The sequence below is a fragment of the Nonomuraea sp. SYSU D8015 genome (assembly GCF_008065375.1).
Lineage (GTDB): Bacteria > Actinomycetota > Actinomycetes > Streptosporangiales > Streptosporangiaceae > Nonomuraea.
Genome location: NZ_VJYI01000004.1, coordinates 403,485 through 428,927, shown reverse-complemented (window position 1 = coordinate 428,927; position 25,443 = coordinate 403,485). Strand labels below are relative to the sequence as shown.

Here is a 25,443-nt window from a genome sequence, read left to right as displayed (position 1 = left end):
GCAACACTCACTGCTTGTTGCCGCCCTCGTCGCCGCCGCCGGCCGGCAGACCTTCGTAGATCTCCTTGCACTCCGGGCACACCGGATATTTCTTGGGATCGCGGCTGGGGACCCAGACCTTGCCGCACAGGGCGCGGATGGGAGTGCCCGTCACCATGCTTTCGGTGATCTTGTGCTTGTCCGCGTAGTGGGCGAACCGCTCGTGATCGCCGTCGCCGTGAGACGTGCGCGGCGTGGTTTGCTGCTCTGGGAGGATCTTCGTGCTCACCCCATCGAGTTTATGCCCGCCCGCACAGCAGTACGGCCCCCGCCGCGCGGCGGGGGCCGTACAGAGGAAGAGGGCTCAGCCCACGTGGACCGGCGCACCCTCGGACTTGCGGCCCGCCTTCACGAAGAGCGTGAGGACCGCGGTCAGCACCGCGATGCCCGTGCTCACCAGGAAGGCGAGGTGCATGCCGTCCATGAAGGAGTTGTGCACGGCGTCGACGACCACCTGGGGCAGCCCGGGCGGCGCGGCGCCGAACGCGGCCGCCTTCTCCAGCCCCTCGACCTGATCGAGCGGGAGCGTCTGGACCGCCGGGCCGAGGTAGCCGGGCAGCGTGCTGGAGATCTCGGCGGCCATCACGGCCCCCAGGATCGCGGTGCCGAGCGCGCCGCCGACCTGCATGGCCGACTGCTGAAGGCCGCCCGCGACGCCGCTCAACTCCACCGGGGCGTTGCCCACGATGATCTCAGTGGCGCCCACGAACACCGGCGAGAGGCCGAAGGCCAGGAGCAGGAACGGGATGCCGCTCTCGATGAACGAGGCGTCGATGCTGAGCCGGGACATGAGGAACATCGAGAAGGCGGTGATCAGCAGACCGGCCGCCATCGTGATCTTCGGCCCCAGCTTGCCGATCGCCATGCCCGCCAGCGGCGAGGCGAAGATCATGCCGGCGCTCATCGGGAGCATGCGCAGACCCGCCTCCAGCGGGGACAGGCCGTGCACGCCCTGGAAGAAGAAGCCCAGGAAGAACATCGCGCCGAACATCGCGAACGCGACCATCATCATCAGCACGGTGCCGATGGAGATCGAGGCGTTCCTGAACAGCGAGAGCGGCACCAGGGGCTGACTCGCCTTGCTCTGCCAGAAGATGAAGGCGCCGATGAGCACGGCGAACGCGCCCACGAACGTCAGCGTCGTGCTGTCGCCCCAGCCCCACTCGGGGGCCTTGATGATCGTCCAGACCAGCGAGAACATCGCGCCCGACAGCAGCGCCACGCCGAGCCAGTCGATCCTCGCCAGCAGCGGCGAGCCGCTGTCCTTGATGAGGAAGATCCCCATGACGAGCGCGACGATGCCGACGGGCGCGTTGATGAAGAAGACCGACTCCCAGCTGACGTTCTCCACCAGCACGCCGCCCACGATCGGGCCGGCCGCGCTGGACAGGCCGATGATCGCGCCCCAGGCCCCCATCGCCTGGTTCAGCTTCTCACCGGGGAACGCGCTGCGCAGCAGCGCCAGCGCGGCGGGCTGGAGCAGCGCGCCGAACAGGCCCTGCAGCACCCGCAGACCGATCAACGCGCCGACCGGCGTGACGCCGGGAATGATGTCGGCCAGTTCGGCGCTGAGGCCGATGCCCACCGAGGAGAGCGCGAAGCCCGCCACGCCGAACAGGAAGACCCGCTTGTGCCCGAACAGGTCGCCCAGCTTGCCCGCGGTGATCAGGAACACCGCCAGGGCCAGCAGGTAGCCGCTGGTGACCCACTGCAGGTCCGACAGCGAGGCTTTCAGGTCGGCCTGGATGACCGGGTTGGCGATGCCGACGACGGTGCCGTCGAGCATCACCATGATGACGCCCAGGCTGACCGCGAGCAGCACCAGCCATGGATTGCCCCCGGTCCGCGTTGTCGCCGGGCCGGGCGAGGGCGGCGCGTCGACCGCCTTCGCGTTAGCCATGTAGTCCCCCTCAATCACGCCATACGCCCTGCTCCAGGGCATAGATCTCTTAAGCCTCAGGTAATCTATGTCAGTCGATGACAGATGACAAATGACTTTTAATCATCGCCTTATGACTTATGGCACACTGTGACAGAAAGGTTTCGAAGGGGTGACCACGGTGGGTCTACGGGAACGCAAGAAGGAGAAGACGCGCCTGGCGCTCCTGGACGCGGCGCTCGATCTTTTCCTCGAACAAGGATACGAGTCGACCACTGTCGAGCAGATCGCGGGGGTCGTCGACGTCTCCCCCCGCACCTTCTTCCGCTACTTCACCAGTAAAGATCACCTGGTGCTGTGGTTCCACGACCACGGTGAGGAGATCATGCTGGAGACCCTCGAGTCCCGCCCGCAGGACGAGTCCCCGTTCACGGCGCTCATGCACGCGCTGCGCGCGGTGCTGAGCGACATGGAGGGTTCAACGCCCGAGGAGTCCGCGCGGTTCCTCAAGCTGCGCCGCATCCTGGACGAGAACCCGCGGCTGATCGGCCAGTCGGTCGCCAGGGGTGCGCAGACCGAGCGCCGCCTGGCGGAGGTGATCGCCGCACGCCGGGGCGCCGACGCCGACACCGACCAGTTGTCGCATCTGATCGTGGCGTTCGCCATGTCCACGCTGCGGGTCGGCTTCGAGTGCCCGCGTCGCGACGGCACCCTGCCGGAGATCACGAACCGCATGGCGGAGACCATCGAGCTGGCCGAGCGCTCGCTCCAGCCCGGCTGGGACCTCGAGCCGCCGGCGCGCTAGCCCGCCACTTGCCCGTCCGATCGCGTCGGGGGATCGCCGGCGGCGGGTCAGTTCATCGTCGGGTCGTCCGGGCATGTCGCCACGAAGGCCAGCTCACCGCGCTGCCTGCGCAGCACGTGCCGCCAGAGCGAGCCGGGGTCCTGATGGAAGGTGTCGCCGGCCTCGGAGTCGACGACATACCAGGCACCCTCGGCGATCTCGCTCTCCAACTGCCCCGACGACCACCCCGCGTACCCCGCGAAGATGCGCATCTGCGCGATCTCGCCCTGCAGGATCTCCGGTGGGGCGTCCAGGTCCACTGTGCCGAGCCTGGACACGGCCGGGGTGCCCGCGTGCAGCCGGCGCCAGCCGAGCGGCTCTTCCCCGCTCGGCACGGCCGCCAGCGCCAGCGCGCTGTCGGTCTGCACGGGCCCGCCCTCGAAGAGCACCGACGGCCCGGTCACCAGCGGGTCCCATACGGGCAGCACCTGGGTCACCGAGATGTCGCTGGGCCTGTTGAGCACCACACCGAGAGTCCCGCCGTCGTGGTCGTGTTCAAGGATCAGCACGACGCTACGCCGGAAGTTGGGGTCGTCGAGAAGCGGCGTCGCCACCAACAAACCGCCGACGTAGATCGCTTCCGCCATACATCCATGATGGCCGGTCGAAGGGGGTTCGCGCTGCCCCAGTGGGCTCATGTTACCTTTTGCATTCGCCTGAACACTTTGGGCAGCGAAATCCCGTCTTGCGGAGCCGTGCCCTACGCGATGAACGCGCCCGCCCGGGCGGCAGCCAGCGTACGCTGGACCGAACGCTCGGCGACCTCCGGCGTCACCGGCTCCCGCGTGACGACCAGGCGGTAGTAGAGCGGGGCCGAGACCGCCCGGATCACTTCCATGGCGTCGGTCCCCTTGGGCAGCTCCCCCCGTTCGACGGCCAGCTCGACGGCGCCGGCCCACTCCTCGACGCGGCGCCGATAGAAGGCCCGCAGGGCGTTGGCCGCCTGCTCGTCGCAGGTGGCCGCGGCGATCATCGCCTGGAACGTGGCCCCCAGCCGCCCGTCGTTGACCGCCTCGCACACGGCGAGGGCGTTGGCCCGCAGGTCGCCCTCGATCGAGCCGGTGTCGGCGTGCGGCGAGGACTGGTCGGCCAGCTCGGTCATCAGGTCGGTGACCAGACCCGCCGGGCTCCCCCAGCGCCGGTAGACCGTGGTCTTGCCGACGCCCGCCGCGGCGGCCACCTGGTCCATGGTGAGGCCGTGGAAGCCGTGCTCGACCAGTTCGTCCTGGGTGGCCTGGAGCACGGCCGCGCGCACCCGCGCAGTGCGGCCCCCGGGCCGCACGGTTCCCGCCACGCGGGAAAGTTGTTCCATTAAGTCTCCCCATACGCACTACGGCATGCCCAACTAACGGGACACCAATCCCGTTAAGTTGCATAGCGAGGGCGGCGCGGGCTGTTCCTGGGCTCTCTTCGGTGACCGCTTCGTACGCGAGGGTCCGGATGTCGTGGCTTGGAGGAAGCGTTGCCGCCGGCGTAATTCTAGGGCCGGAAGGCCGGAAACATCGGCGATGCAGGCGTGTTCGGCAATACCGAACCTCACTGCGTTAGGGTGCCGGGTGTGGGAGAGACGATTCAGTCGGTCGAGCGGGCGGCGGCGATCCTGCGGCTGCTCGCCTCCGGTCCCCGCCAGCTTGGGGTCGCCGAGCTCGCCAGGGCGCTGGGCCTGCCGAAGGGGACGCTGCACGGCATTCTCCGCACGCTGGTCCGCGTCGGGTTCGTGGAGCAGGACCAGGCCACGGGGAAATACCGCCTCGGCGCCACGCTGCTCCACCTCGGCAGCAGCTACCTCGACGTCAACGAGCTGCGCACCCGGGCGATCAACTGGGCCGACGCGCTGGCCGGGCGCAGCAGGGAGAGCGCCTGGATCGGCACCCTGCACGAGGGCCACGTGCTGGTGATCCACCACGTCTTCCGGCCCGACGACAGCATGCAGACGCTGCAGGTGGGAACGTATCTACCGACCCACGCGAGCGCGCTGGGCAAGGTCCTGCTGGCCTGGGATCCCTACGGCGAGGCCGTCGCGACGCCGCTGCAGCCGCACACCAAGAAGACGATCGTCGATCCCGGGCAGCTGGAGACGGAGCTCGAGCTGGTCAGGACACGCGGCTGGGCGGCCGAGATGGAGGAGCTGACCGAGGGCGAGGTGGCCATCGCCGCGCCCATCAAGGACTCGCGCGGCATCGTGGTGGGCGCCATCGGCATCCGCGGCGCGGTCGAGCGGCTGGCCCCGGAAGGTCACCTGCACATGGAGTTCGTCTCGTACGTGCGGGACGCCGCCCGCGCGATCACACGCGACCTCGCCCGCTGACGAAAAGAGTTGAACACCTCCGGGCGACCGAATAATATTTCTCATGTTGTTCGACATTGTCGAACCTGAACTTTGCGAGGAACCGCCAGTGCCTCGACCGCACTACGTCGCAGCCATCGACCAGGGCACCACGTCCAGCCGGTGCATCGTCTTCGACCAGGCCGGCAACATCATCTCCGTCGTCCAGCGCGAGCACCGCCAGATCTTCCCCAAGCCGGGCTGGGTGGAGCACGACGCGGACGAGATCTGGCAGGCCGTGCAGGGCGTGCTCGCGGAGGCCACGAACGGGCTCGACGTCGCCGCGCTCGGCATCACCAACCAGCGCGAGACGACCGTGCTGTGGGACCGGGCGACCGGCAGGCCCGTGTGCCCGGCGGTCGTCTGGCAGGACACCCGCACCGCGCCGCTGACTCACGCTCTGGCCGAGCACGAGGGGCTGTTCAAGGAGAAGGCCGGGCTGCCGCTGGCGACCTACTTCTCCGGGCCGAAGATCCGCTGGCTGCTGGACGAGCACCCGGGGCTGCGGGAGCGGGCCGAGCGCGGCGAGGTGCTGTTCGGCACGATGGACAGCTGGCTGCTGTGGAACCTCACGGGCCGCCACGTCACCGACGTGACGAACGCCAGCCGCACGATGCTGATGAACATCCACACGCTGGCCTGGGACGACGAGCTGTTGGCCGCGCTGGGCGTGCCGCGGGCGATGCTGCCGGAGATCCGCCCGTCCGCGGAGGTCTACGGGCACACCGCTCAAGGCGTGGCGGTGGCCTCGGCGCTCGGCGACCAGCAGGCGGCGCTGTTCGGGCAGACCTGCTTCGCGCCCGGCGAGACCAAGAGCACCTACGGCTCCGGCAGCTTCCTGCTGATGAACACCGGTCACGAGCCGGTGGTCTCCAAGCACGGTCTGCTGACCACGGTCGGCTACCAGATCGGCGACACCCCGGCCACGTACGCGCTGGAGGGCGCGATCGCGGTCACCGGCTCCCTGGTGCAGTGGCTACGCGACAACCTCGGCCTGATCTCCAGCGCGGCCGAGATCGAGACGCTGGCCAAGACCGTCGACGACAACGGCGGCTGCTACTTCGTGCCGGCGTTCTCCGGGCTGTTCGCGCCGCACTGGCGCTCCGACGCGCGCGGCGTGATCGCGGGGCTGACCGGGTTCGTCAACAAGGGGCACATCGCGCGGGCCGTGCTGGAGGCCACGGCGTGGCAGACCCGCGAGGTCGTGGACGCGATGAACGCCGATTCGGGGCTCGACCTGACGACGCTGCGCGCCGACGGCGGCATGACGGCCAATAACCTGCTCATGCAGACGCTCGCCGACGTGCTCGCGGTGCCGGTGATCCGGCCCATGGTGTCCGAGACCACGGCGCTGGGCGCCGCCTACGCCGCGGGCCTGGCGACCGGCTACTGGCCGGACATCGAGAGCTTGCGCGCCAACTGGCACAAGGCCGCCGAGTGGCGGCCGCGGATCGACGAGACCGTACGCGAGCGCGAACACCGTAGCTGGAAGAAGGCCGTGGCCCGCACACTCGACTGGGTGGAGCAGTAGATGAAAACCGCGATCGGGACATACCGGGCAGAAATTCGCGAGGAGCTGGCCGACGCCACCTACGACCTGCTCGTCATCGGGGGCGGCATCCTGGGCACGTCGGTGACCTGGATGGCGGCGCAGGCCGGGCTGCGGGTGGCGATGGTCGACGGGGGCGACTTCGCCGGCGCCACCTCCAGCGCCTCGTCCAAGCTCGTCCACGGCGGCCTGCGCTACCTGCAGACCGGCAACGTCCGGCTGGTCGCCGAGAACCACCGCGAGCGGCGGGCCCTGGCCGCCGACATCGCGCCCCACCTCGTCAAGCCGCTGACGTTCCTGGTGCCGATCTACAAGGGCGGGCCGCACGGGGCGGCCAAGCTGGGCGCCGGGGTGTTCCTGTACTCGGCGCTGTCGGTGTTCGGCGACGGCGTGGGCAAGGTGATCACGCCGCACCAGGCGCTGTCCAAGGTGCCCGCGCTGCGTACCGAGGGGCTGCGGGCCGCCGCCGTCTACGGCGACCACCAGATGAACGACAGCCGCGTCGCGGTCATGACCGTCCGGGCCGCGGTGGACGCCGGGGCGATCGTGCTCAACCACGCCGAGGTCGTCGGCCTGCGCACGACCGGCGGCACCGTGACCGGGGCCGAGCTGCGCGACCGGCTCGACGGCGCCGAGTTCGGCGTCTCCGCCCGCCTGGTGCTCAACGCCACCGGGCCGTGGGTTGACCACCTGCGGCGGATGGAGGACCCCGGCGCGGCGCCGAGCATCCGCCTGTCCAAGGGCGCGCACCTGGTCCTGCGCCGGCACGAGCCGTGGAAGGCGGCGCTGACCACGCCGATCGACAAATACCGCGTGTCGTTCGCGATCCCGTGGGAGGACCACCTGCTGCTGGGCACGACGGACGAGGCGTACGAGGGCGACCCCGCCGAGGTTCGTCCCACCGAGGCCGACATCGCCCAGATCCTCGACGAGGCGGGGCATTCCGTACGCGACTCGCAGCTCAGGCGCGAGGACATCACCTACGCCTTCGCCGGCCTGCGCGTGCTGCCCGGCGGTCCTGGAGACGTGGCGGCGGCCAAGCGGGAAACCGTGCTGACCAGGGGCAAGGGCGGCATGCTGTCGGTGGCGGGCGGCAAGTGGACGACCTACCGGCACATCGGCAGGCACGTCTTCGACACGCTCGCCCGCCTGCCGGGGCGGCCGCTGGGCGACGACCTGGCCGACATCCTGCCCGCCGTGCCACTGCCCGGATTGGCCAGCCCGGACGCGGTGGCCATGCGGCTGTGGACCGACCGCGAGCGCGCCACCCGCATGGACCCGCTGGTGGCCCGGCATCTGGCCACGCACTACGGGTCGATCGCGTTCGACCTGGCCAGGCTCATCCGGGAGGACCCGGCGCTGGGCGAGCGCATCCACCCGGACGGGCCGGACATCTGGGCGCAGGCGGTCTACGCCCGCGACCACGAGTGGGCGGCCACGGTGGACGACGTCGTACGCCGCCGCACCACGCTGACCGTCCGCGGCCTCGACACCCCCGACGTCCGCGCCGCGATCGCCAAGCTGCTCGGCTGAGTCACAGGCGCGCCTGCCGGCGGACGGAGATCAGCACTCCGACGGCCGCCAGGCAGGCCACGACGGACGAACCGCCGTACGACACCAGGGGCAGCGGCACCCCGACGATCGGGGTGAGGCCCACGACCATGCCGACGTTGATGAACGTCTGCACCGACAACCAGCAGACGACCCCGGCGGCGGCCAGCATCCCGTACGGGGTGACGGCCTGGCCGGCGATGCGCAGCGCCCGCCGGAGCACCGCCCAGAGCAGGACCAGGACGAGCGCCGCCCCGGCGAAGCCCAGTTCCTCGCCCGCGACGGTGAAGACGAAGTCGGTGTGCTGCTCGGGGACGAACCGCCCGCCGGTCTGGCCCCCTTGGAACAACCCGTGGCCGAACAACCCGCCTGACCCGACCGTGACCAGCGCCTGGGCGGCGTTGTAGCCGGCGCCCTGGGGGTCGGCCATCGGATCGGCGAACGTGAGGAGCCTCTGCACCTGGTGCGGGCGCAGCAGGCCAAGGAACCAGGCGGCGACCGCCGCGGCCGCCCCCGCGCCCGCCAGCAGGGCGATCCACCGCCATCGGACCCCGGCGACCACCAGCATCCCGCCCACCGTCCCCACCATGATCATGGCGGTGCCCAGGTCGGGCTGGAGCATGATCAGCCCGAGTGGGAGGGCGGCCGCGGCCAGGGCGAGCACCACCTGTGCGCCGCGCGGTCGGCTCCCGCCGCCGGGGCGGGCGCCGAGCAGGGCCGCCAGCATGAGCACCAGGGTGACCTTGGCCGGCTCCGACGGCTGCACCTCCAGCCCTCCCACGGCCAGCCACGACTGCGCGCCGTTGACGGTCGTGCCCAGGGGGGTCAGCACCGCGGCCAGGCTCAGCACGGAGAGCACGAAGGCGGGCGGCGTCCAGGCGCGTAACGTGCTGTGGTCGGCCAGCGCGATCGCCGTCATGGCGGCCAGGCCGACGAGCACGTTGGCGATCTGCTTCTTGAGGTACGTCTGGGGATCCTCCCCCTGCGCCGCCATGCGGGGCCGCGTCGCCGACCAGACCAGCACCACGCCGATCAGGCACAGGGCGACGGCGGGGACGAGCAACCGCCAGTCCATTCCGGCGAGCCGCGCCACGACGGTCGTCCGCCGGTCGTGACGGCCTGCCCGCGCCCCCAGCCCTTGACCGCCCGAGGTCCGGATGGTGAGGCCGGGGCCGGGCGGGGTCCGAAGTGGGAGGCCACGATCGGCCGGCGGCGGCCCGAAGCCGGAACCTGCCATCGCGCCCAGGACGAACCCGCGACCGGCCGGCCGCCGGACACCCGGGCGGCGGCCGGTGACCAGGCGGCGGTGAGGGCTGGTGGGAGGGCGCGGCGTGGCGACGGAGGGCATGTCGGCGGACGACGCGGCACCGGCACCCCCGAACCGGGTGTGCGCGAGCCGCCTGCCGCCGAGCAACGCGCCGGCGAAGCGCATGCGCACGGACGGCCTGCGGGCGAGCCGCCTGCCGTCGAGCGGGGCGTCGGCGGGGGGCGTCCGGGCGTGCCGCGTGCCACCGGGCGACGCGTCAGCGGCGGGCGGGCCGGTGCGCTGCGTGTCAGCACGCTGCAGCTCGGCACGCGGCGTCTCGGCACGCGGCGTCTCGGCACGCGGCGTCTCGGCGGGAGATGTGCCGGCGGGTGGGGTGCCGGTGAGTGGGGTGTGGTCAGGCTCGTGGGGCTTTGGAGGTGGGGAAGCGGTCATCGGCGTCTCCTTTCGGGAAGGGCGGGCTTGTTTCCCTCCAGGCCGTACATGCCTGACCAGATCTCCCGTACGGCCGGCGCCGCCGCCTCCCCTCCCGAGCCGCCCCGCGAGATCACGGCCACCACCACGTACCGAGGGTCACCGGCCGGGGCGAAGGAGGCGAACCAGGAGGTGTCCTCGGCCCCGTACGCCTCCGCCGTGCCTGTCTTGCCCGCCACCGTCAGCTTGCCGAACGGGAACCCGTCGAAGGCCGCCGCGGCCGTGCCAGACTTCGGCACCTCGGCCAGGGCCCGGCGCAGGTAGTCGAGCGTCCGGGCGGGAACCGGCACCCGGCCGGCGACCGGGGGCTTGATGGCGCGCAGGAGCCGGCCGTCCGCGTCGCGCACCTCCTTGCCGACCCGCGGGCTGAACAGCGTGCCCCCGTTGGCCAGGGCCGCGTACGCGCGCGCCAGCTGCAGCGGCGTGACAAGCACGTCGCCCTGGCCGATGGAGAAGTTGGCGGCGTCGCCCGCGGTCCAGACGTAACCGCGGACGCAGTTCTCGGCCGCGACGGCCTTGAGGTAGGCGGCCCTGGCCGGGTCCGTCCTGGCCGTCTCCGGATAGCCCTTCTCGGCGGCCTCGCAGGTCTGATCCTTGGTCTGGTTCCAGTACTCCCTCTTCCAGGCGCGGTCGGGCACCCGGCCCTCGGCCTCTTCCGGCAGGTCCACGCCGGTCTTCTCGCCGAAGCCGAAGGCCCTGGCCATGTGCTGCATCGGGTCGCGCGTGCCCTTCAGCCACATTTCGTGCGCGAACCGGTAGAAGATCGTGTCGCAGGAGACGACGAGGGCGCGCCGCAGGTCCATGACGCCGAGGTCGGCGCCTCCGAAGTTCCGGAAGGACCGGTCCCCGATCCGGTACGAGCCCGGGCAGTCGTAGCGGCCCTTGAGCGAATAGCCGGAGCCCGCGGCGGCGGCCGTGGAGACGACCTTCCAGGTGGAGGCTGGCGGCCACAGGCCCTGCACGGCTCTGGACAGCAGCGGATCACCCCGCTCGCCGCCGGTCAGCCGGCGGTAGTCGGCCGGTTCGATGCCGCCGGTCCACACCTCGGGGTCGTAGCCGGGATAGGAGGCCAGCGCGACGACGCGGCCGGTGCGGGCGTCCATGACGACGGCGGCTCCCGAATCCGCCGGTGCGCCCTTCCCGCGCGCCCCGCGCACCGCCCGTTCCAGCGCCTTCTCCACGACCTTCTGCACGTCGGCGTCGATGCTGGTGACCAGCGTGGCGCCGGGGACCGGCGGTTGCTCGCGGAGCGTGCGCAGGACCTGTCCGGCGCTGTCGACGACGACCTCCCTGCTGCCGGGGCGGCCACGCAGATCGTTCTCGTAGACGGCCTCCAGCCCGTCCTTGCCCACCGGGTCGCCGGCGGGGGCCAGGTAGCCGAGCACGTGAGCGGCCAGGTCGCCGCGGGGATGGTCGCGTACGGGCCGGGGCTCGGCGGTCACGCCTGGGAAGTCCTCCGGCCGCTCGAGGATCTGCGTCGCCGTCTTCTCCGGCACGTCCTCGGCCACCGGGATCGGCTGGTACGGCGAGCCCGCCCAGCACGGCTGACCGGTCTTCGGCCCGCACAGCCGGATCTTCCCGGCGAGCTCGGTGTAGTGCCGGCCGAGCAGGTCGGCGAGCTTGCGGAGCGTGGCGCGCCCGCGGTCGGGCTGCCGGTCCAGCGCGATCCGCTCCACCGAGACCGTCATGGCGGCGCGGTTGCGGGCCAGCGGGCGGCCGCGGTCATCGAGGATGCGCCCGCGCACGGCCGGGATGGCGATGTGGCGCACGTGGTCGGCGACGGCCGCTTCGGCGTAGCGCTCGCCGTCCAGGATCTGCACCTGCCACAGCCGGCCGAGCAGCGTGAGGAAGAGCGCGGCCACCAGCAGGTGCACCAGCAGCAGTCGAGAGGGTGACGAGCGTCGCATCGGTGTGCCTTCCGGCTGAGTCCCGGCGCCAGGTGAGCAGACGCCAGAGAAGCGAGGCGGCGATCAGGTTGCACGGCAGGGCGGCGAGCGGCGCGGGGCCGGACCACAACAGGTCCTGCAGCCGTACGGCGGTTAGGCCGGGGAGCAGGGTGGCGCACGTGGCGGCCAGCCCGCCGATCGCGCTCCCGACGAGCATCCCGGCCCACGCGGGGAGCTTGCGCGGCAGCAGGCCGCAGGCGTAGCCGAGCAGGCAGAACAGCAGCGCCGTGCGGCCGGCCGGCGGCAGCGCGGGCGGGACCAGGTCCGCGGCGAGCCCCGCCGCGAACCCGGTCACCGCGCCCGCCGGCGGCCCCATGGCCACCCCGGCCGCCACGGCTGCGAGCATGACCAGGTCGGGCGCGACGGGCAACCGCTCCAGCACGGCAACCTGGAGCAGCGGCGCCAGCGCGGCCGCCGCGGCGACCCTAGCCCGCATCGGCGATCACGCCCACGACGTCGAGGGTGCTGAAGGTGACGGCCGGACGTACCAGCGCAGTGCGGGTGAACTGCTCGCGGGCGGGATCGACGCGTTCGACGGTCCCGACGGGCACGCCTGCCGGGTACGGCCGCGCGCCGCTCGACCCGAGCGTCTCGACCTGCTGCCCGGGGCGCAGCTCCGCGTCGGCGTCGAGCAGCCGCAGGGTGAGCAGCCCGTCGCGGCGGCCCTCGACGGTGCCGATCTCCCGGGATTCCGCCACTCTGACCCCGGCGGCGGCCGAGGGCGCGGTGGCCAGCAGGACGGTCGCGACGGCGGGTCCTGCCGCGACCACCCGGCCGACCAGTCCCTCGGCGGTGACGACGGCCATGTCGGGACCGACGCCGGCCCGGGTCCCCGCGTCGATCGTCACGCTGTCCCCGCGTACCGCGACGACCTGGGCCGGGACCAGGGTGAGGCGCGGGTGCGCGGCCCGGATCCGGTGGCGTTGCGCGTCACTGGCGCGGGCCGCGCGCTCGGCCCACAGCTCGGCGGCCAGCCGGGCGCTGCGCCGTTCGGCCTCCTCGGCGCGGCGCCGGGCGTCGCCGGCCCCCGCGAGCGTGGCCACGGGCCGCCAGGCCGCCGCGAGCAGCTGCTCGGCCGGGCCCGTCGCGGCGGCGACGGCGGAGCGCAGGGCGGACGCGTCGCCGCGCAGGTCGAGGGTGATCAAGAGGGCGGCGGCGCCGACCAGGAGAGCGAGCACGCGGCGGTGCCGGTGGAGCGCGCGCATGTCGTTTCCTCCCGTTCATCGTCTCGGCTCGGGCAGCAGGACGCCGTGCAGGCGGTCGAACTCCTCGACGCAGCGGCCGGAGCCGAGCACGACCGAGTGCAGCGGGTTCTCCACCGTCCTGATCGGCATGCCGGTCGCCTGGCCCAGCCGCCGGTCCAGGCCGCGCAGCAGCGCGCCGCCGCCGGTCAGCGTGATGCCGGTCTTCACCAGGTCGCCGGCGAGCTCGGGCGGGCACTGGTCCAGCGCGGTCTGGACGGCGTCGATGATCGCGTGTACGGGCTCCTCGATGGCCTCGCGCACCTCGCCCGCGGAGATCGTGACCGTGCGTGGCAGGCCGCTGACGAGGTCGCGACCCCTGATCTCGGCCTTGGGCTCGTCATCCTGAGGCCAGGCGAAGCCCAGCTCGATCTTGATCTCCTCGGCCGTGCGCTCGCCCAGGAGGAGCGAGTGCTCCTTCTTGACGTACGTGATGATGGCCTCGTCCAGCTCGTCGCCGCCGACGCGCAGCGAGCGGGCGGTGACGATGCCGCCCAGGGAGATCACCGCCACCTCGGTGGTGCCGCCGCCGATGTCGACGACCATGCTCCCGACCGCCTCGTGCACGGGTAACCCGGCCCCGATCGCGGCGGCCATGGGCTCCTCGAGGATGTAGACCTTGCGGGCCCCGGCCTGGTAGCCCGCCTCCTTCACGGCGCGCTGCTCCACCCCCGTCGTGCCGCTGGGCACGGCCACGACGAGGCGCGGCTGGGCGAAGTAGCGGCGGCGATGGACCTTCTGGATGAAGTAGCGCAGCATCTGCTCGGCCACTTCGAGCTCGGTGATGACGCCGTCCGCGAGCGGGCGGATGGCCACGATGTGGCCGGGCGTGCGGCCTATCATCTGCTTGGCCTCGGCCCCGACCGCGACGATCTTCTCGGTCCTGGTGTTGAGCGCCACGACCGAGGGCTCGTCGAGGACGATGCCCTTGTTGCGGACGTACACGAGCGTGTTGGCCGTGCCGAGGTCGACCGCCATGTCACGGCCGAGGAAATCGAGCACGGACATCGCTCCCCCCCTTTCAGACCCGGACCTCCTGGCGCAGGAACGCGATGTAGGCCACCGCGAACACCACGGCCGCCAGCGCGACCAGCCCGGCAAGCTGCGGCCAGACCAGCAGCAGGCTCTGGCCGAGCGGCAGCTGCCCCGGCACCGCGCGGAACGCCTGCTCCGGCATGATCACGCCGAGCGTGCGCAGCTCGGGCGTGAGCAGCGCGGCGGTGACCTCCTCGTACACGATGGCCGGCGAGGCGCGGCCGAGCGCCTGCTGCAGCCCGGCGTTCTCGACGCCCCCTGGTTCGGCGAACATCCCTGCCACCATCTGGACGATCAGCGCCGCCAGCAGCGACAGCACCAGCCACGTGCCGATGGCGGTCAGCGCGGCCGTGGCGGCGCGCTGGAGCAGGATCGACAGCATCAGCGCGAACGCCAGCCAGACGCCGATGTAGACAATCGAGACCACGAGGTAGACCAGCATCCGCCCGACGTCCTCGGCCCTGGGCACGATGCCCAGCCTCACCACGCCGACCGCGGCCACCAGCAGCATGAGCGCGGTGAGCAGCATCCCGATGACGGCGAGGCCGGCGGCGAACTTGCCGTTGACCACGTCGTCGCGGTGGATCGGCTGGGCCAGCAGCCGCGGCAGCGTGCGCTGGGCACGCTCGGAGCTCACGGCGTCGAAGCCGAACGCGATGCCGAGCAGCGGGCCGATCAGGGCGACGAAGTTGACGAAGGCGAAGGGCGTGTTCTCGATCGCCACGGTGAACAGCTTGAGGAACAGCGACGGGTCGTCGGTGGCCTGGGAGGCGACGTCCCTGATCCGGCCGCCGGCCGCGTAGACCGCGGCGACCCCGGTGACGGTCAGCAGCGCGGCCACGACGAAGAACCGCGCCGAGTGCAGGTGGTCGGCGATCTCCTTGCGCGCCACCACCCGCCAGCCAGTCCTGAGTGGGTCAGTTCTGCTCATGGAAGTACCGGTGGTAGATCTCGTCCAGGTGGCTGCTGCGCTGCCGCAGGTGCAGCAGCGTGTGACCGGCGCCGGTGAGCGCGCCGGCGATGCGGCCGCGAGCCTCGTCCTCGCAGACGGCCAGCAGGAGGTCGCCCTCCCGGTCCACGTCCTTCACGCCGTCCAGCTCGGCCAGGCGGCGGGCCGCGGCGTCCGCGTCCCCGGCGACCCCGACCTCGAGCACCGTACGCCCGTCCGCCAGGCGCCTGGCCAGCTCCTCGACCGAGCCCACGGCGACCAGGCGGCCCCGTACGAAGATGCCGACCCGGTCGCAGACCTCCTGCACCTGGTAGAGCAGGTGCGAGGAGAGCAGCACGGTCATCTGGTGCTGGTCGCGCAGCTCGCGGATCAACGCCAGCACCTGCCGCACGCCGTCCGGGTCGATGGCGATCGTGGGCTCGTCGAGGATCATCACCGACGGGCTCTTGACCAGGGCGTCGGCGATGCCGAGGCGCTGGAGCATGCCCCGCGAGTACGCGCCGGCGCGCCGGTCGGCGGCGTGGGCGAGCCCGACCTGCTCCAGCAGTTCGGCGATGCGGTCCTCGGCGTCGGCGATGCCGTTGAGCCTGGCGGTGTAGCGCAGGTTCTGCCGCGCGGTGAGGTTGGGGTAGAAGCCGACAGCGTCGGGGACGTACCCGACCTGCCGCTTGACCTTGGCCGCCTCGCGGGCGGGATCGAGGCCGAGCACGCGCACGGTGCCGGAGGTGGGCTCGGACAGGCCGAGCAGGGTGAGTATCGTCGTGGTCTTGCCCGCGCCGTTGGGGCCGAGCAGGCCGAACACCTCGCCTCGCCGTACCTCCAGGTCGAGCTCGCGGACCGCCTCGACCTGGCCGTACCGCTTGGTCAGCCCTTCGATGGAGATGACGGGGGCGTCCATGTCAGCGCCGCCCGAAGGTGCGGAAGACCCACCACAGGCCGCCCGCGACGGCCACGATGACCAGCACGCCGGCCAGCCCCCACCAGCGGGAGGTCTCGACGGTGTAGCGGATGTCGGTCTCCGAGCTCTGGCCGTCCTTCTCCGCGGTGACCGTGACCATGTAGTCGCCGGTGACGGCGTCGTCGGACGGCGTGATCACCGCGGTGACCCTGGCCTGCTGCTGGGGGGCGACGTCCACGGTCTTCGGCTCGAACGTCACCTCCCAGCCGCTCGGGGGCGAGCCGGACAGCGTCACGCCGGCCAGCGGGGTCGTGCCCTTGTTGGTGAGGACCAGCGGCACCCTGGTGCGCTGCCCGGTGGAGCCGGAGGCGTTGAGCCGCTCCTCAGGCGTGGTCAGCTCCAGCTCGACGGTGCCGGTGACCTCGGCGGTGAGCTCGGTGGCCGCCTGCCGCCCGCCGCCGGTCACGCCGAGGCGGATGGGGTAGGCGCCGGCGGCGACGTCGTCCGGCGGGTCGGCGCTGACGTTGATCGTCGCCGTGCTCCCGCCGTCGACCTTGACCGTGGTGGCGCGCTGCTGCGTGCTGGGGTTCGCGGAGACGTTCCAGCCGGAGGGGCCCTGGACCGCCAGCGCGAACGTCGTGGTCTTGGGCGCGTCGTTGCGCAGGGTGACGGTGTAGCTGAAGGTGTCGCTCGCCTTGCCGGTCAGCTTGGCGAACTCCGCCTCCAGGCCGACGGCGGCCTCCTCGGCGGCGCCGCGCACGGTCAGGGTCAGCGGCAGCCGGGCGCGCTCGCCCCCTGCGCCCTCCGCGGTGACCGTCACCCGATGCCTGCCTTTCGCCTCGGCGGGCACGGTCACGTCCAGGGTGACCTCGGCCTTGCCGGCGTGCACGCTGGACACGACGTACCCGCCGCCTCGCAGGGTGGTCTTCCAGCCTTTGGGTGCGTCGACGTCGAGGTCCACGCGGCCCGCGGGCGAGCCGCTGACGTCGAGGTCGAGGGAGACGTTCTCGCCCGGCTCCACGACGAGGGAGGGGTAGGGCGTGGAAAGCGTGAGTGTCTGCGCGTACGCGGGGGACGCGTTGAGCGTGCTCAGGCCGAGCAGGGCCACCAGGGCGTACGGCAGGAAGCGGAAGAGCGGCCTCATCACCAGTCGTCCGTTCGAGTCTACGATCTCTCTGCCTGGGTCGAGGAAACTTATAACTCTGTCTACAAGTTTTCGCAAGACCCAGCTTGACATTTTCCTCGAGCAGAGTTGCATCAATCTGCACTCACAAGTAACGTGCAACCTGAATTGCAGGTTTGATCCACCGAGAGAGATCATGATGTCCGAGCTCCCGTTGGACGACGAGCACGCCCCGATCTACTCCATGGGTCAGGTGGCGGACATGCTCAACGTGCAGCAGGCCTACCTGCGCCGCCTCGACGAGCACGACGTCGTCACGCCGAGCCGCTCGGAGGGAGGACGGCGGCGCTACTCCCGCCGCGACATCATGACCGTCCAGCGCGTCACGCGCATGGCCGGCGAGGGCATGACGCTCATCGCGATCCGTCGCATCCTCGAGCTCGAACGCGAGGTCGACCGGCTCCGCGAGGAGCTCGCCGCCGCCCACGCCCGGCTGGAACAGCGCGAGAGCGGCTCCTGACCCCTTTGCGCAACCACGGAGGTGATCTTTTTATGTCCGTACGGTCCCGGCTGCACATCGCGATGGTGGCACCGCCCTGGTTCGAGGTGCCCCCACGCGCGTACGGCGGTATCGAGGCCGTGCTCTACGATCTGGTCCAGGCCCTGACGAGGCTCGGGCACCAGGTCACCTTGATCGGCGCGGGCAGGCCGGGCACGTCCGCCCGTTTCCTGGCCACCTACGACGAGCCGCCCTCCAGCCGGCTCGGCGAGTCCATGCCCGAGGTGGTCCACGCCGCCTCCGTGGCCCGGATGCTGGACGACCTGGATGTGGACGTCATCCACGACCACTCGCTCGCGGGCCCGCTCACCGCCCTCGGGCGCACGGCGCCGACCGTGGTGACCGTGCACGGCCCGGCGCACGGCGAGACCGCCGACTACTACCGGCTCCTCGGCGACTCCGTCAGCCTGGTCTCGATCTCCACCTCGCAACGCATGCTGGCGCCCGACCTCAACTGGGTGGGCACCGTGCACAACGCGGTCGACGTGACCACCTTCCCCTTCCAGGAGCGCAAGGGGGACTACACGTTGTTCCTCGGCCGGTTCAGCCCGGACAAGGGCGCTCATCTGGCCATCGAGGCCGCGCGGGCCGCGGGCCGCCGCATCCTGCTGGCAGGCAAGCTCATCGAGCCCTCCGAGCATGAGTACTTCGACACCCACGTCAAGCCGCGCCTGGGCGAGGACGCCGTCTACGTCGGCGAGGCCGACGGCGCCACGAAGCGGCGGCTGCTGGCCGACGCGCGGTGCCTGCTCTTCCCCATCCAGTGGGAGGAGCCCTTCGGCATGGTGATGATCGAGGCCATGGCCTGCGGCACGCCGGTGGTGGCCCTGCGCGGCGGCGCGGTGCCCGAGGTCGTCGCGCCGGGGATCACCGGCTTCGTCTGCGACGATCCCGGCGAGCTGCCTGTCGCGATCGAGGCCGCCGGGGCGCTCTCCCCGGCCGACTGCCGCGCCCACGTGACCCGCCAATTCGACGCGCTGGGCATGGCTCGGGGGTACGAGAAGATCTACCGGCAGGTCGCCGGCGACCGGCGCCCCACCCCCGTGGCCGCCTGACGTCCCTCCGAGGTGGCCAGGCCGCCTGGCGGGGAAGGGGGGAGGCATGCGAACTCCCATGAACGAAGCCCTGATCCGTCACTTCCGCGACCTGCGCGACGGCACTCACGGCCCGGCCACCTCCAGGGAGGACAAGGAACGCCTGTTCTTCACGGCGGTCGAGCTGCTGGATCCCGTCGCGCGGAAGGTACTGGACGAGTTCAACGCCGACCTGCTGCTGGGCACGGGCGAAGTGGTGGCCAGCGGCCTCAGCCGGTCGAAGGAAGGCGGGCTCAACGCCATGTGGTCGCTGACCTGGCCGGAGCAGCGCGCGCACCATGTCCAGCCGATCGCGATCGTCGCCCACTACGGCGCCGACTTCCACCACCCGCACCTGCGCGGCAACACGGTCGGGGACTGGCCGATGAACATCTTCGACGCGGGGGACGCCCAGGCGCAGGTGGACACGCTCCGCGTGATCGCCGCAGGCGACGCCCACAACCTGGTCTTCCAGGAGAGCTACCGCCTCATGCCCGCCATCACCCAGTCGGCCGACACACCGTCCTGAGGACGATCCCGGCACGACGGGCGGGGCCCGCCCGCAGTCCCCCGAGCACCGACGGCCGGGCCCGCCCGCGGTCTCCCGAGCACGCGGGAGGCGCACACCCATCCCCACGTGCGCCTCCCCGACGCGCAACGCTGCCCGACGCAGGCTGCCCCAGACGCCACCGCACGGGACGGTCTCCGCGCACCACCGCACGGGACGGTGTCCATGCACCTCCAGGCGCCACCGCACCGGAGCGGGCGCGCCTTCCGGGCCGGTGCGGCAGGGTGGTGTGGCGCGGGGCTCGGCGCAATATGTGCGGCCGGGGCTCGGCGCGATGCGTGCGACGAGCCGGTGGGAGCCCCGCCGTAAAGTTATGGATCTTATGCTTCGGTGAAGCCTCGCGCACGCCCGCCGGCGGATTCGCGGACCGCCGCCGCGACGGCGCTCGCCACGTCCGGATGGAACACGCTGGGGATGATGTAGTTGGGCCCCAGCTCCTCCGGCGAGACGACGGCGGCCAGCGCGCCGGCCGCGGCCAGCAGCATCTCCTGCGTCACCCCGACGGCCTGCGCATCCAGCAACCCCCGGAACACCCCGGGGAAGGCCAGCACGTTGTTGATCTGGTTGGGGTAGTCGGAGCGCCCGGTCGCGACCACGGCCGCGTGCTCGCGCGCGTCGTCAGGCGACACCTCGGGCTCCGGATTGGCCAGCGCGAACACCACCGCGTCCTTGGCCATCGTCGCGATGTCGTCGCCCGTCAGGATGCCCGGCGCGGACACCCCCACGAACACGTCGGCCCCCTTGATCGCTCCCCGCAGGTCCCCGGCATAGCCCTCGGCGTTGGTGTGGTCGGCGATCCAGCGCAGCGACTCGTCCAGGTCGTCGCGCCCCTTGTGCACGGCCCCGAGATAGTCGCAGACGATCACGTTGCGCGCCCCCGCGGCGATCAGCAGCCGCAGCACGGCGTTACCGGCGGCCCCAGCGCCCGCCATCGTGATCTTGACGTTCTCGATGCTCTTGTTCACGACCCGCAGCGCGTTCGTCAGCGCCGCCAGCACGCAGATCGCGGTGCCGTGCTGGTCGTCGTGGAAGACGGGGATGTCGAGCAGCTCACGCAGCCGCCGCTCCACCTCGAAGCAGCGCGGCGCGCCGATGTCCTCCAGGTTGATCCCGCCGAACCCGGGAGCGATCACCTGCACGGTGCGCACGATCTCGTCGACGTCCTGCGTGTCGAGGCAGATGGGCCAGGCGTCGATGCCCGCGAACCGTTTGAACAGCGCCGCCTTGCCCTCCATGACCGGCAGCGCCGCCTCCGGGCCGATGTTGCCGAGCCCGAGCACGGCCGAGCCGTCCGTGACGACGGCCACGGTGTTGCGCTTGATGGTCAGGCGGCGCGCGTCCTCCTTGTTGCGCGCGATCGCCATGGACACGCGCGCCACACCCGGGGTGTACGCCATCGAGAGCTCGTCGCGGTTGCGCAGCGGCACCTTCGACTTCATCTCGATCTTGCCGCCGAGGTGCATGAGGAACGTGCGGTCCGACACCTTGTGAATGACGACGCCCTCGACGGCCTCGAGCTGGTCGACGATGGCCTGCGCGTGGTCGGTGTCCCGGGAGGCGCAGGTGACGTCGATGCGGATCTTCTCATGACCGGCGTTGGTGACGTCGAGAGCGGTCACCACGCCGCCGGCCGACTCTACGGCATGGGTGAGCTGGCTGACGGCCTTGCCGCCGGCGGGCACCTCGAGCCGCACGGTGATGGAGTATGACACACTCGGGACGGTCGCCACGTCAATCGCTCCTTCGGGACTGACCAAGAAGTCCTCCCATGTTAGGGGGCCTCAGGTCAATCCAGTGCCTCGGCAGCGGTGACGATGATATCGACACAGGTCGGGACAGGAATCGTGGTGCTGTCGACGACCAGGTGATATTGGCAGGGATCGGCCGGATCGGTGCGGTAGAAGGTGCGCCAGTAGGCCATCCTGGCGCGGTCGTTGTCGTCGATGATGCGGCGGGCCTCGCGCTCGCTCATCTCGCCCAGCGTGGCCGTCTGCCGGATCCGGCGCTTGACCGGGGCGTCGAGCCTGACGTGCAGAGCGCCGGGGTGGTCGGCGAGGACCACGGCGCCGGCCCGGCCCAGGAAGACGCCGCCCTGGTTGCGGGCGGTCTCCGTCATCATGCGCTCGGTGCGGCGGACGAACTCCTCAGGCGCGAGGGGCATCGCGCCGGGGACGTACATGTCCACGCCCCCGAACGTGACGGTCGGCAACCGCATCGCCCCCGACAGCAGCCTGCCGAGGCCGTGCTCGGCACGGTCGTCGTGCGCGAGCGCCTCCTCGAGCGTGCAGCCGAGCTCCTGGGCGACGGCGCTGGGGATGGCGCGGTCGACGAACGGCACGCCGAGCTGCTCGGCCACGGCCGGGCCGATCTGGCTGCCGGCCGTGCCGTATGTCGCCGATATGGTGACGACCCGCATAGCCCCAGGTTAGAACAGAGCGCTCGCCAAAGCTCTACGGGCTTTCGCCAAAGATGGGTCTTCTGCGGGCAATGCGTCGAAAAGACCGAGCAGGTGGCGTCTGGCCTTGTCGCGCTCGTCGCCGGAGGTGCGCTTGACCACGGCGATGATGCGGTTGAACGCCTCGTCGATCGAGCCCGACAGCATCTCCAGGTCGGCGGCGAGCAGCTGCGCGTCGAGGTCGGCAGGGTCTTGCAGGCGGCGCTGGACGTCGGCCGGGTCGACGCCCTCGGTGCGCTTGATCAGGTGGACGCCGGCGAGGCCCATCTTGGCGTCCTCGTTGCCGGGCGCGCGGGCCAGCAGCCGCTGGTAGGCCTCCGCCGCCGCGTCGAGGTCGCCGCGCTCGACGGCCTGCTCGGCGGCCACCAGGTCGGGGTCGGCGGGCGGACCCGCGGGCTCCTGGTCGCCGGCCGCGGGGGGCCGGGCGTCCGGGTTGGCCTGGTAGAACTGCTCGACCGCGTTCATCAGCTCGTCGAGCCAGCGGCGCACCTCCTGCTCGGGCAGCACCTGCTGGAAGCCGGTGACGGCCTGCCCCTGGAAGATCGCCAGCACGGTCGGGACGGCCTGGACGCGCAGCGCCTGGGCGATCTGCGGGCTGGCGTCGACGTTGACCTTGGCCAGGACGGCCCGGCCGCCCAGGTCGCCGACGACCTTCTCCAGCACCGGGCTCAGCTGGGCGCTGCCCGGCGCCCGGGGTGACCAGAGGTCGAGCACGACCGGCACCCGCATCGAGCGGTCGATGACGTCGGTCGTGAACGTCTCCTCGGTCACGTCGACGATCGAGGCCGACGAGGCCGCCTGGGGACCTGCCGCCTCCCGCCGGGCCTGCGCCTCCAGAGCCTGCTTGCGCGCGCCCAGGTCTATCGCTCCGTAGAGCGACCCGGGCCTAGAGAAGTCCGCCATGCTCTTCATCTTGCCGCATCGGCGGGACCCCGAAGTCACCGGCCGCGACCCGGAGCGTGCGCAACTGGTCGAACATCCGGTGGAGTTCGTCCTCGGCGTACATGCCCAGGCCGAATTCGGCGGCCATCAGGTCGCGGGTGGCGCGCCGCACGACGGCCCTTCCGGCGTCGGTGATCTCGGCCAGCACGCCGCGGCCGTCCCGTGGATTGGGGAGCCGCCGGACATATCCGGATTTCTCCAGTCGATCCACTGTGTTCGTGACGCTGGTGGGGTGGACCATCAGGCGTTCACCGATCTTCGACAGCGGGAGCGCACCCGTCTTGCTGAAGGTCAGCAGCACCAGCGCCTCGTATCGCGCGAAGGTCAAGTCATAGGGCTTCAGGAGCGAATCGAGTTGCGACAGCAGGATCTGGTGCGCTCTCATGATCGAGGTCACGGCCGCCATGGCGGCGGACGGCCCGAAGTGGGCGCGCCAGCTCTCCGCGGCGCGGTCGATCGGGTCGAACGGCAGGTTGAGCGGCTTCTGCTGCATCACAGCGCTACCGTAGCGCGCCACTGATCCCGGTTCGTCAGGCGACCTGGAGCGACAGGCTTTCCCGCTTGACCAAGAATCCGGACGTCAATCATCACGCTCAGTTATGGTTCTCGTACGTATGGTGACGCGGAAGCCAAGTCCATCAGCCTGTGGGGACCGGCCGGACTGATCGCTTCCGTCTTGCCTAGGGGCACGGGGGGTGCTTGATGAACTTCAACGGGACAAAGGGTGCGTGAGCACGCGGGCGTTTCACGAGAGGAGCTGAAGCAGAGCGCGGCCGTGACGGTTGCCGTGCTCCTGGCTGTCGGCCTGGTCGCGGCGTGGAACGTCCTCATTCCAGGCGTGGACGCATGGGAGAACATCGTGGCCGCGGTCATCGGCTCGCTCCGGTTGACCGGGCCCGTGGCGGCGGTCTTCGCGGCGTGGGTGGCGCTGCGCAAGCGCCGGGCCCTGCGCGGCCGCTCGCTCACGACCTGGCGGGCGCTCAAGGCGCCGCTGGCGATCGTGGTCGTGGTGCTGGGCTCGTTCGGGGCGACGGTGCTGGTGCTGGCGATCAAGACGGTGCTCACCGACCAGGCGGGCCGGTTGAGCCTGTCGGGGCTCGGCATGGGCATGGCGGGGTTGGCGCTCTACTCGGTGATCGGGTGGGTGGCCGGCTGGGTGCTGCCCAGGGCGTACACGCCGCCGCTGGCCGGGCTGGCCTGCTACGGGGCGTTCTCGTGGCTGGCCGACGACCGGGGCTGGGCCGACAAGCTGGCGCCCGGCACCGGGGAGCCGTACGACCTGTTCCAGGGGCTGAGCGGGGCGCCGTTCTTCGACCAGACGATCTGGCTGCTCGGGATCACGGCGGCCTTGCTGCTCGGCTGGGCGGCGCTGGTGACCAGGCAGGCGCTGGTGCTGGCGTGCGCGCTGCTGGCGGTGCTGGCGGCGGGGATGGGCGTGTCGCGGGTGCTGGCCCAGACGAAGCCGGCCGCGGCCGAGGACATCGCCTACAGCTGCCAGGAGTGGCCGATCACGGTGTGTGTGCATCCGGGGATGCGTGCGGGGCTGACGGAGCTCGGGGCGGCGTTCACGCAGATCGCCTCGCGGCTGGCCGGGACGCCCGCGGCATTCACGCGGGTGGAGCAGCGGCCGCTCGACGACGAGCTGAAGCCGTCCCACGGGCTGGCGCCGATCCACGTGCCGGACCTGTCCGCGGGGTTCGCGGAGGAGGCGGCGTACGAGTACATCGACTCGCTGGCCGCCCGGTGTCCCGGCACGGTGGCCGACGGCTACCGGGAGATCGTGATGGCCTGGCTGCGCGGTGAGCCGCTGCCCGGCGGCCCGCTGCCGGAGCACCAGTACGCGGCGTCGTGGTTCTCCTGGCTGAGCGAGCACCAGCGGCGGGAGTGGCTGCGGATGTTCTTCAGCGACTTCCAGAACTGCGGGCTGTCGAGCACGCACTTCGGCGGCGGACCGGCGCGGGCACAGGTCGCGCCGTCGTCGGTGCAGCCCACTCCGGAGTCGAGCCACGTCTATCCGGTGTACCCGGACCCCACGGGCACTCCCGGGCCCGGCACGACGTCCGCCGCGCCGCCCCCGGGCTCGGGTTCGATGGGCTGGGGCCCGCAGGGCGGTCCCGTGTGGGCGCGGGAGCGGACCACCGGCGAGTCGTGGATCCCGGTCTCCAGCGGCCCCCCAGGCCACGGGTCGCCGCGCGGCGGCGGGTACGACTGGGCTCCCCCGGGCACGGCGGGGACGGCGGGCACGGCCGGCGCCGATGGAGCGACGGTCACGGGGCCGTACGAGGGAGCGCCGGCCGGCCGGGCGCAGGGCCACCGAGCGCAAAGCCGACCTCAGGGCGACCCGGCGCAGGGCCACCGAGCACAAGGCCGACCGCAGGGCGGCCCCGCATACGGCGGGCCCCACGGCGGCGGCGTACTGATGGCGCCGGGCGGCGGGGCAGCCCACGGGCACCACGGCACGGGCGCACCGGACGTGGCGCAAGACGGCGGAGCACGCCGGGAGCACCACGGCGGACCCCACGACCGCGAGGCGCAGAGCGGCGCGCAGACCGGCCATGGCCGGCCGCAGGCCGCTCACGTTCTGCCCCAGGCAGCGCACGGCCGGCCGCAGGCAGCGCACGGCGGACCGCAGGCCGGGGCCGGGTGGGCGCCGGGCCGGTCGGGGGCCGGATGGGGACCGGCGGCGGGGGCGGAATCGGAGATGTCACCAAAGGGCTGGCACTGATGA

Annotated in this window: 24 protein-coding genes; 8 read left to right on the top strand and 16 right to left on the bottom strand. The window is 71.7% G+C overall.

The features are described 5' to 3' along the window. Positions 1–7: 7 nt before the first annotated feature. Both ID574_RS21265 and ID574_RS21260 read right to left on the bottom strand, forming a co-directional pair. Complete coding sequence (locus ID574_RS21265) at positions 8–268, bottom strand: DUF3039 domain-containing protein (RefSeq protein ID WP_188190673.1); 261 nt, start codon at positions 266–268, stop codon at positions 8–10. Between the two features lie 75 nt (positions 269–343). After that, on the bottom strand, positions 344–1,939 hold the full coding sequence (locus ID574_RS21260) for an MFS transporter (RefSeq protein ID WP_188190672.1): 1,596 nt from the start codon (positions 1,937–1,939) through the stop codon (positions 344–346). Between the two features lie 151 nt (positions 1,940–2,090). On the opposite strand from ID574_RS21260, the gene ID574_RS21255 reads away from it, so the two are divergent. Then, on the top strand, positions 2,091–2,723 hold the full coding sequence (locus ID574_RS21255) for a TetR/AcrR family transcriptional regulator (RefSeq protein ID WP_188190671.1): 633 nt from the start codon (positions 2,091–2,093) through the stop codon (positions 2,721–2,723). 47 nt (positions 2,724–2,770) lie between these two features. Here the strand turns inward: ID574_RS21255 and ID574_RS21250 are convergent, their stop codons facing one another. Together ID574_RS21250 and ID574_RS21245 are read right to left on the bottom strand one after the other, a co-directional pair. After that, positions 2,771–3,349: a YqgE/AlgH family protein gene (locus tag ID574_RS21250; RefSeq protein ID WP_188190670.1), complete on the bottom strand. Its 579-nt coding sequence runs from the start codon at positions 3,347–3,349 to the stop codon at positions 2,771–2,773. Positions 3,350–3,462: 113 nt separating this feature from the next. Then, positions 3,463–4,074 carry a TetR/AcrR family transcriptional regulator gene (locus tag ID574_RS21245; protein WP_188190669.1) on the bottom strand — a complete coding sequence of 204 codons (612 nt, stop codon included), beginning with the start codon at positions 4,072–4,074 and terminating at the stop codon, positions 3,463–3,465. A 237-nt stretch (positions 4,075–4,311) separates the two neighbouring features. Here ID574_RS21245 and ID574_RS21240 point away from each other — a divergent pair, with 237 nt between their 5' ends. Genes ID574_RS21240 through ID574_RS21230 form a run of 3 tightly spaced genes read left to right on the top strand, consistent with a single transcriptional unit; the run spans position 4,312 to position 8,170 of the window. Continuing rightward, positions 4,312–5,070, top strand: a complete 759-nt coding sequence (locus tag ID574_RS21240) for an IclR family transcriptional regulator (protein ID WP_188190668.1) — start codon at positions 4,312–4,314, stop codon at positions 5,068–5,070. 43 nt (positions 5,071–5,113) lie between these two features. Then, entirely contained in the window at positions 5,114–6,619 is a 1,506-nt protein-coding gene (gene glpK, locus ID574_RS21235; RefSeq protein WP_188190667.1) for a glycerol kinase GlpK, read from the top strand. Beyond that, complete coding sequence (locus tag ID574_RS21230; protein WP_188190666.1) at positions 6,620–8,170, top strand: glycerol-3-phosphate dehydrogenase/oxidase; 1,551 nt, start codon at positions 6,620–6,622, stop codon at positions 8,168–8,170. Position 8,171: 1 nt separating this feature from the next. Here the strand turns inward: ID574_RS21230 and rodA are convergent, their stop codons facing one another. Genes rodA through ID574_RS21195 form a run of 8 tightly spaced genes read right to left on the bottom strand, consistent with a single transcriptional unit; the run spans position 8,172 to position 17,139 of the window. Beyond that, positions 8,172–9,887, bottom strand: a complete 1,716-nt coding sequence (rodA, locus tag ID574_RS59930; RefSeq protein WP_223166920.1) for a rod shape-determining protein RodA — start codon at positions 9,885–9,887, stop codon at positions 8,172–8,174. Next, positions 9,884–11,755, bottom strand: a complete 1,872-nt coding sequence (gene mrdA, locus ID574_RS21220) for a penicillin-binding protein 2 (protein ID WP_223166965.1) — start codon at positions 11,753–11,755, stop codon at positions 9,884–9,886. Before mrdA ends, rodA begins: the two co-directional genes overlap by 4 nt. Beyond that, positions 11,649–12,308 carry a hypothetical protein gene (locus tag ID574_RS59925; protein ID WP_223166919.1) on the bottom strand — a complete coding sequence of 220 codons (660 nt, stop codon included), beginning with the start codon at positions 12,306–12,308 and terminating at the stop codon, positions 11,649–11,651. The genes mrdA and ID574_RS59925 overlap by 107 nt, the downstream gene beginning before the upstream one ends. After that, the gene (gene mreC / locus ID574_RS21215; protein WP_188190664.1) at positions 12,298–13,077 is read right to left on the bottom strand and encodes a rod shape-determining protein MreC; all 780 of its coding nucleotides are present in this window, start codon (positions 13,075–13,077) and stop codon (positions 12,298–12,300) included. The genes ID574_RS59925 and mreC overlap by 11 nt, the downstream gene beginning before the upstream one ends. A gap of 15 nt (positions 13,078–13,092) precedes the next feature. Next, complete coding sequence (locus tag ID574_RS21210; protein ID WP_188190663.1) at positions 13,093–14,121, bottom strand: rod shape-determining protein; 1,029 nt, start codon at positions 14,119–14,121, stop codon at positions 13,093–13,095. Between the two features lie 13 nt (positions 14,122–14,134). Beyond that, a complete protein-coding gene (locus tag ID574_RS21205) occupies positions 14,135–15,079 on the bottom strand; it encodes an ABC transporter permease (protein WP_188190662.1) in 945 nt (314 codons plus the stop codon). Then, a complete protein-coding gene (locus ID574_RS21200) occupies positions 15,066–15,995 on the bottom strand; it encodes an ABC transporter ATP-binding protein (RefSeq protein WP_188190661.1) in 930 nt (309 codons plus the stop codon). Before ID574_RS21200 ends, ID574_RS21205 begins: the two co-directional genes overlap by 14 nt. 1 nt (position 15,996) lies before the next feature. Then, positions 15,997–17,139: a COG1470 family protein gene (locus tag ID574_RS21195; RefSeq protein WP_223166964.1), complete on the bottom strand. Its 1,143-nt coding sequence runs from the start codon at positions 17,137–17,139 to the stop codon at positions 15,997–15,999. Positions 17,140–17,314: 175 nt separating this feature from the next. Between ID574_RS21195 and ID574_RS21190 the strand changes: the two genes are divergently transcribed. Genes ID574_RS21190 through ID574_RS21180 form a run of 3 tightly spaced genes read left to right on the top strand, consistent with a single transcriptional unit; the run spans position 17,315 to position 19,279 of the window. Beyond that, on the top strand, positions 17,315–17,638 hold the full coding sequence (locus ID574_RS21190) for a MerR family transcriptional regulator (RefSeq protein ID WP_188190659.1): 324 nt from the start codon (positions 17,315–17,317) through the stop codon (positions 17,636–17,638). Between the two features lie 32 nt (positions 17,639–17,670). After that, complete coding sequence (locus ID574_RS21185; RefSeq protein ID WP_188190658.1) at positions 17,671–18,732, top strand: glycosyltransferase family 4 protein; 1,062 nt, start codon at positions 17,671–17,673, stop codon at positions 18,730–18,732. A gap of 46 nt (positions 18,733–18,778) precedes the next feature. After that, entirely contained in the window at positions 18,779–19,279 is a 501-nt protein-coding gene (locus tag ID574_RS21180; protein WP_223166918.1) for a hypothetical protein, read from the top strand. Between the two features lie 359 nt (positions 19,280–19,638). On the opposite strand, the gene ID574_RS21175 is transcribed toward ID574_RS21180, so the two are convergent. Genes ID574_RS21175 through ID574_RS21160 form a run of 4 tightly spaced genes read right to left on the bottom strand, consistent with a single transcriptional unit; the run spans position 19,639 to position 23,208 of the window. After that, positions 19,639–21,048, bottom strand: a complete 1,410-nt coding sequence (locus ID574_RS21175; protein WP_188190657.1) for an NAD-dependent malic enzyme — start codon at positions 21,046–21,048, stop codon at positions 19,639–19,641. A gap of 56 nt (positions 21,049–21,104) precedes the next feature. Beyond that, the gene (locus tag ID574_RS21170) at positions 21,105–21,734 is read right to left on the bottom strand and encodes a cytidylate kinase-like family protein (RefSeq protein WP_188190656.1); all 630 of its coding nucleotides are present in this window, start codon (positions 21,732–21,734) and stop codon (positions 21,105–21,107) included. Positions 21,735–21,743: 9 nt separating this feature from the next. Further along, the gene (locus tag ID574_RS21165) at positions 21,744–22,676 is read right to left on the bottom strand and encodes a tetratricopeptide repeat protein (RefSeq protein WP_188190655.1); all 933 of its coding nucleotides are present in this window, start codon (positions 22,674–22,676) and stop codon (positions 21,744–21,746) included. After that, positions 22,660–23,208, bottom strand: coding sequence for a MarR family winged helix-turn-helix transcriptional regulator (locus ID574_RS21160; protein WP_188190890.1), 549 nt, complete (start codon positions 23,206–23,208; stop codon positions 22,660–22,662). Before ID574_RS21160 ends, ID574_RS21165 begins: the two co-directional genes overlap by 17 nt. Positions 23,209–23,439: 231 nt before the next feature. Here ID574_RS21160 and ID574_RS21155 point away from each other — a divergent pair, with 231 nt between their 5' ends. Further along, positions 23,440–25,440 carry a YML083C domain-containing protein gene (locus tag ID574_RS21155; RefSeq protein WP_188190654.1) on the top strand — a complete coding sequence of 667 codons (2,001 nt, stop codon included), beginning with the start codon at positions 23,440–23,442 and terminating at the stop codon, positions 25,438–25,440. The last annotated feature ends 3 nt before the right edge of the window (positions 25,441–25,443 follow it).

Coding starts and splice junctions, on each gene's coding strand:
- ID574_RS21250 (WP_188190670.1), bottom strand. CDS start 3,349: ATGGCGGAAGCGATCTACGTCGGCGGTTTGTTGGTGGCGACGCCGCTT.
- ID574_RS21165 (WP_188190655.1), bottom strand. CDS start 22,676: ATGGCGGACTTCTCTAGGCCCGGGTCGCTCTACGGAGCGATAGACCTG.
- glpK (WP_188190667.1), top strand. CDS start 5,114: ATGTTGTTCGACATTGTCGAACCTGAACTTTGCGAGGAACCGCCAGTG.
- ID574_RS59925 (WP_223166919.1), bottom strand. CDS start 12,308: ATGCGGGCTAGGGTCGCCGCGGCGGCCGCGCTGGCGCCGCTGCTCCAG.
- ID574_RS21205 (WP_188190662.1), bottom strand. CDS start 15,079: ATGAGCAGAACTGACCCACTCAGGACTGGCTGGCGGGTGGTGGCGCGC.
- rodA (WP_223166920.1), bottom strand. CDS start 9,887: ATGACCGCTTCCCCACCTCCAAAGCCCCACGAGCCTGACCACACCCCA.
- ID574_RS21170 (WP_188190656.1), bottom strand. CDS start 21,734: ATGCGGGTCGTCACCATATCGGCGACATACGGCACGGCCGGCAGCCAG.
- ID574_RS21260 (WP_188190672.1), bottom strand. CDS start 1,939: ATGGCTAACGCGAAGGCGGTCGACGCGCCGCCCTCGCCCGGCCCGGCG.
- ID574_RS21210 (WP_188190663.1), bottom strand. CDS start 14,121: ATGTCCGTGCTCGATTTCCTCGGCCGTGACATGGCGGTCGACCTCGGC.
- mreC (WP_188190664.1), bottom strand. CDS start 13,077: ATGCGCGCGCTCCACCGGCACCGCCGCGTGCTCGCTCTCCTGGTCGGC.
- ID574_RS21230 (WP_188190666.1), top strand. CDS start 6,620: ATGAAAACCGCGATCGGGACATACCGGGCAGAAATTCGCGAGGAGCTG.
- ID574_RS21245 (WP_188190669.1), bottom strand. CDS start 4,074: ATGGAACAACTTTCCCGCGTGGCGGGAACCGTGCGGCCCGGGGGCCGC.
- ID574_RS21185 (WP_188190658.1), top strand. CDS start 17,671: ATGTCCGTACGGTCCCGGCTGCACATCGCGATGGTGGCACCGCCCTGG.
- ID574_RS21180 (WP_223166918.1), top strand. CDS start 18,779: ATGCGAACTCCCATGAACGAAGCCCTGATCCGTCACTTCCGCGACCTG.
- ID574_RS21195 (WP_223166964.1), bottom strand. CDS start 17,139: ATGAGGCCGCTCTTCCGCTTCCTGCCGTACGCCCTGGTGGCCCTGCTC.
- ID574_RS21160 (WP_188190890.1), bottom strand. CDS start 23,208: ATGCAGCAGAAGCCGCTCAACCTGCCGTTCGACCCGATCGACCGCGCC.
- ID574_RS21200 (WP_188190661.1), bottom strand. CDS start 15,995: ATGGACGCCCCCGTCATCTCCATCGAAGGGCTGACCAAGCGGTACGGC.
- ID574_RS21190 (WP_188190659.1), top strand. CDS start 17,315: ATGATGTCCGAGCTCCCGTTGGACGACGAGCACGCCCCGATCTACTCC.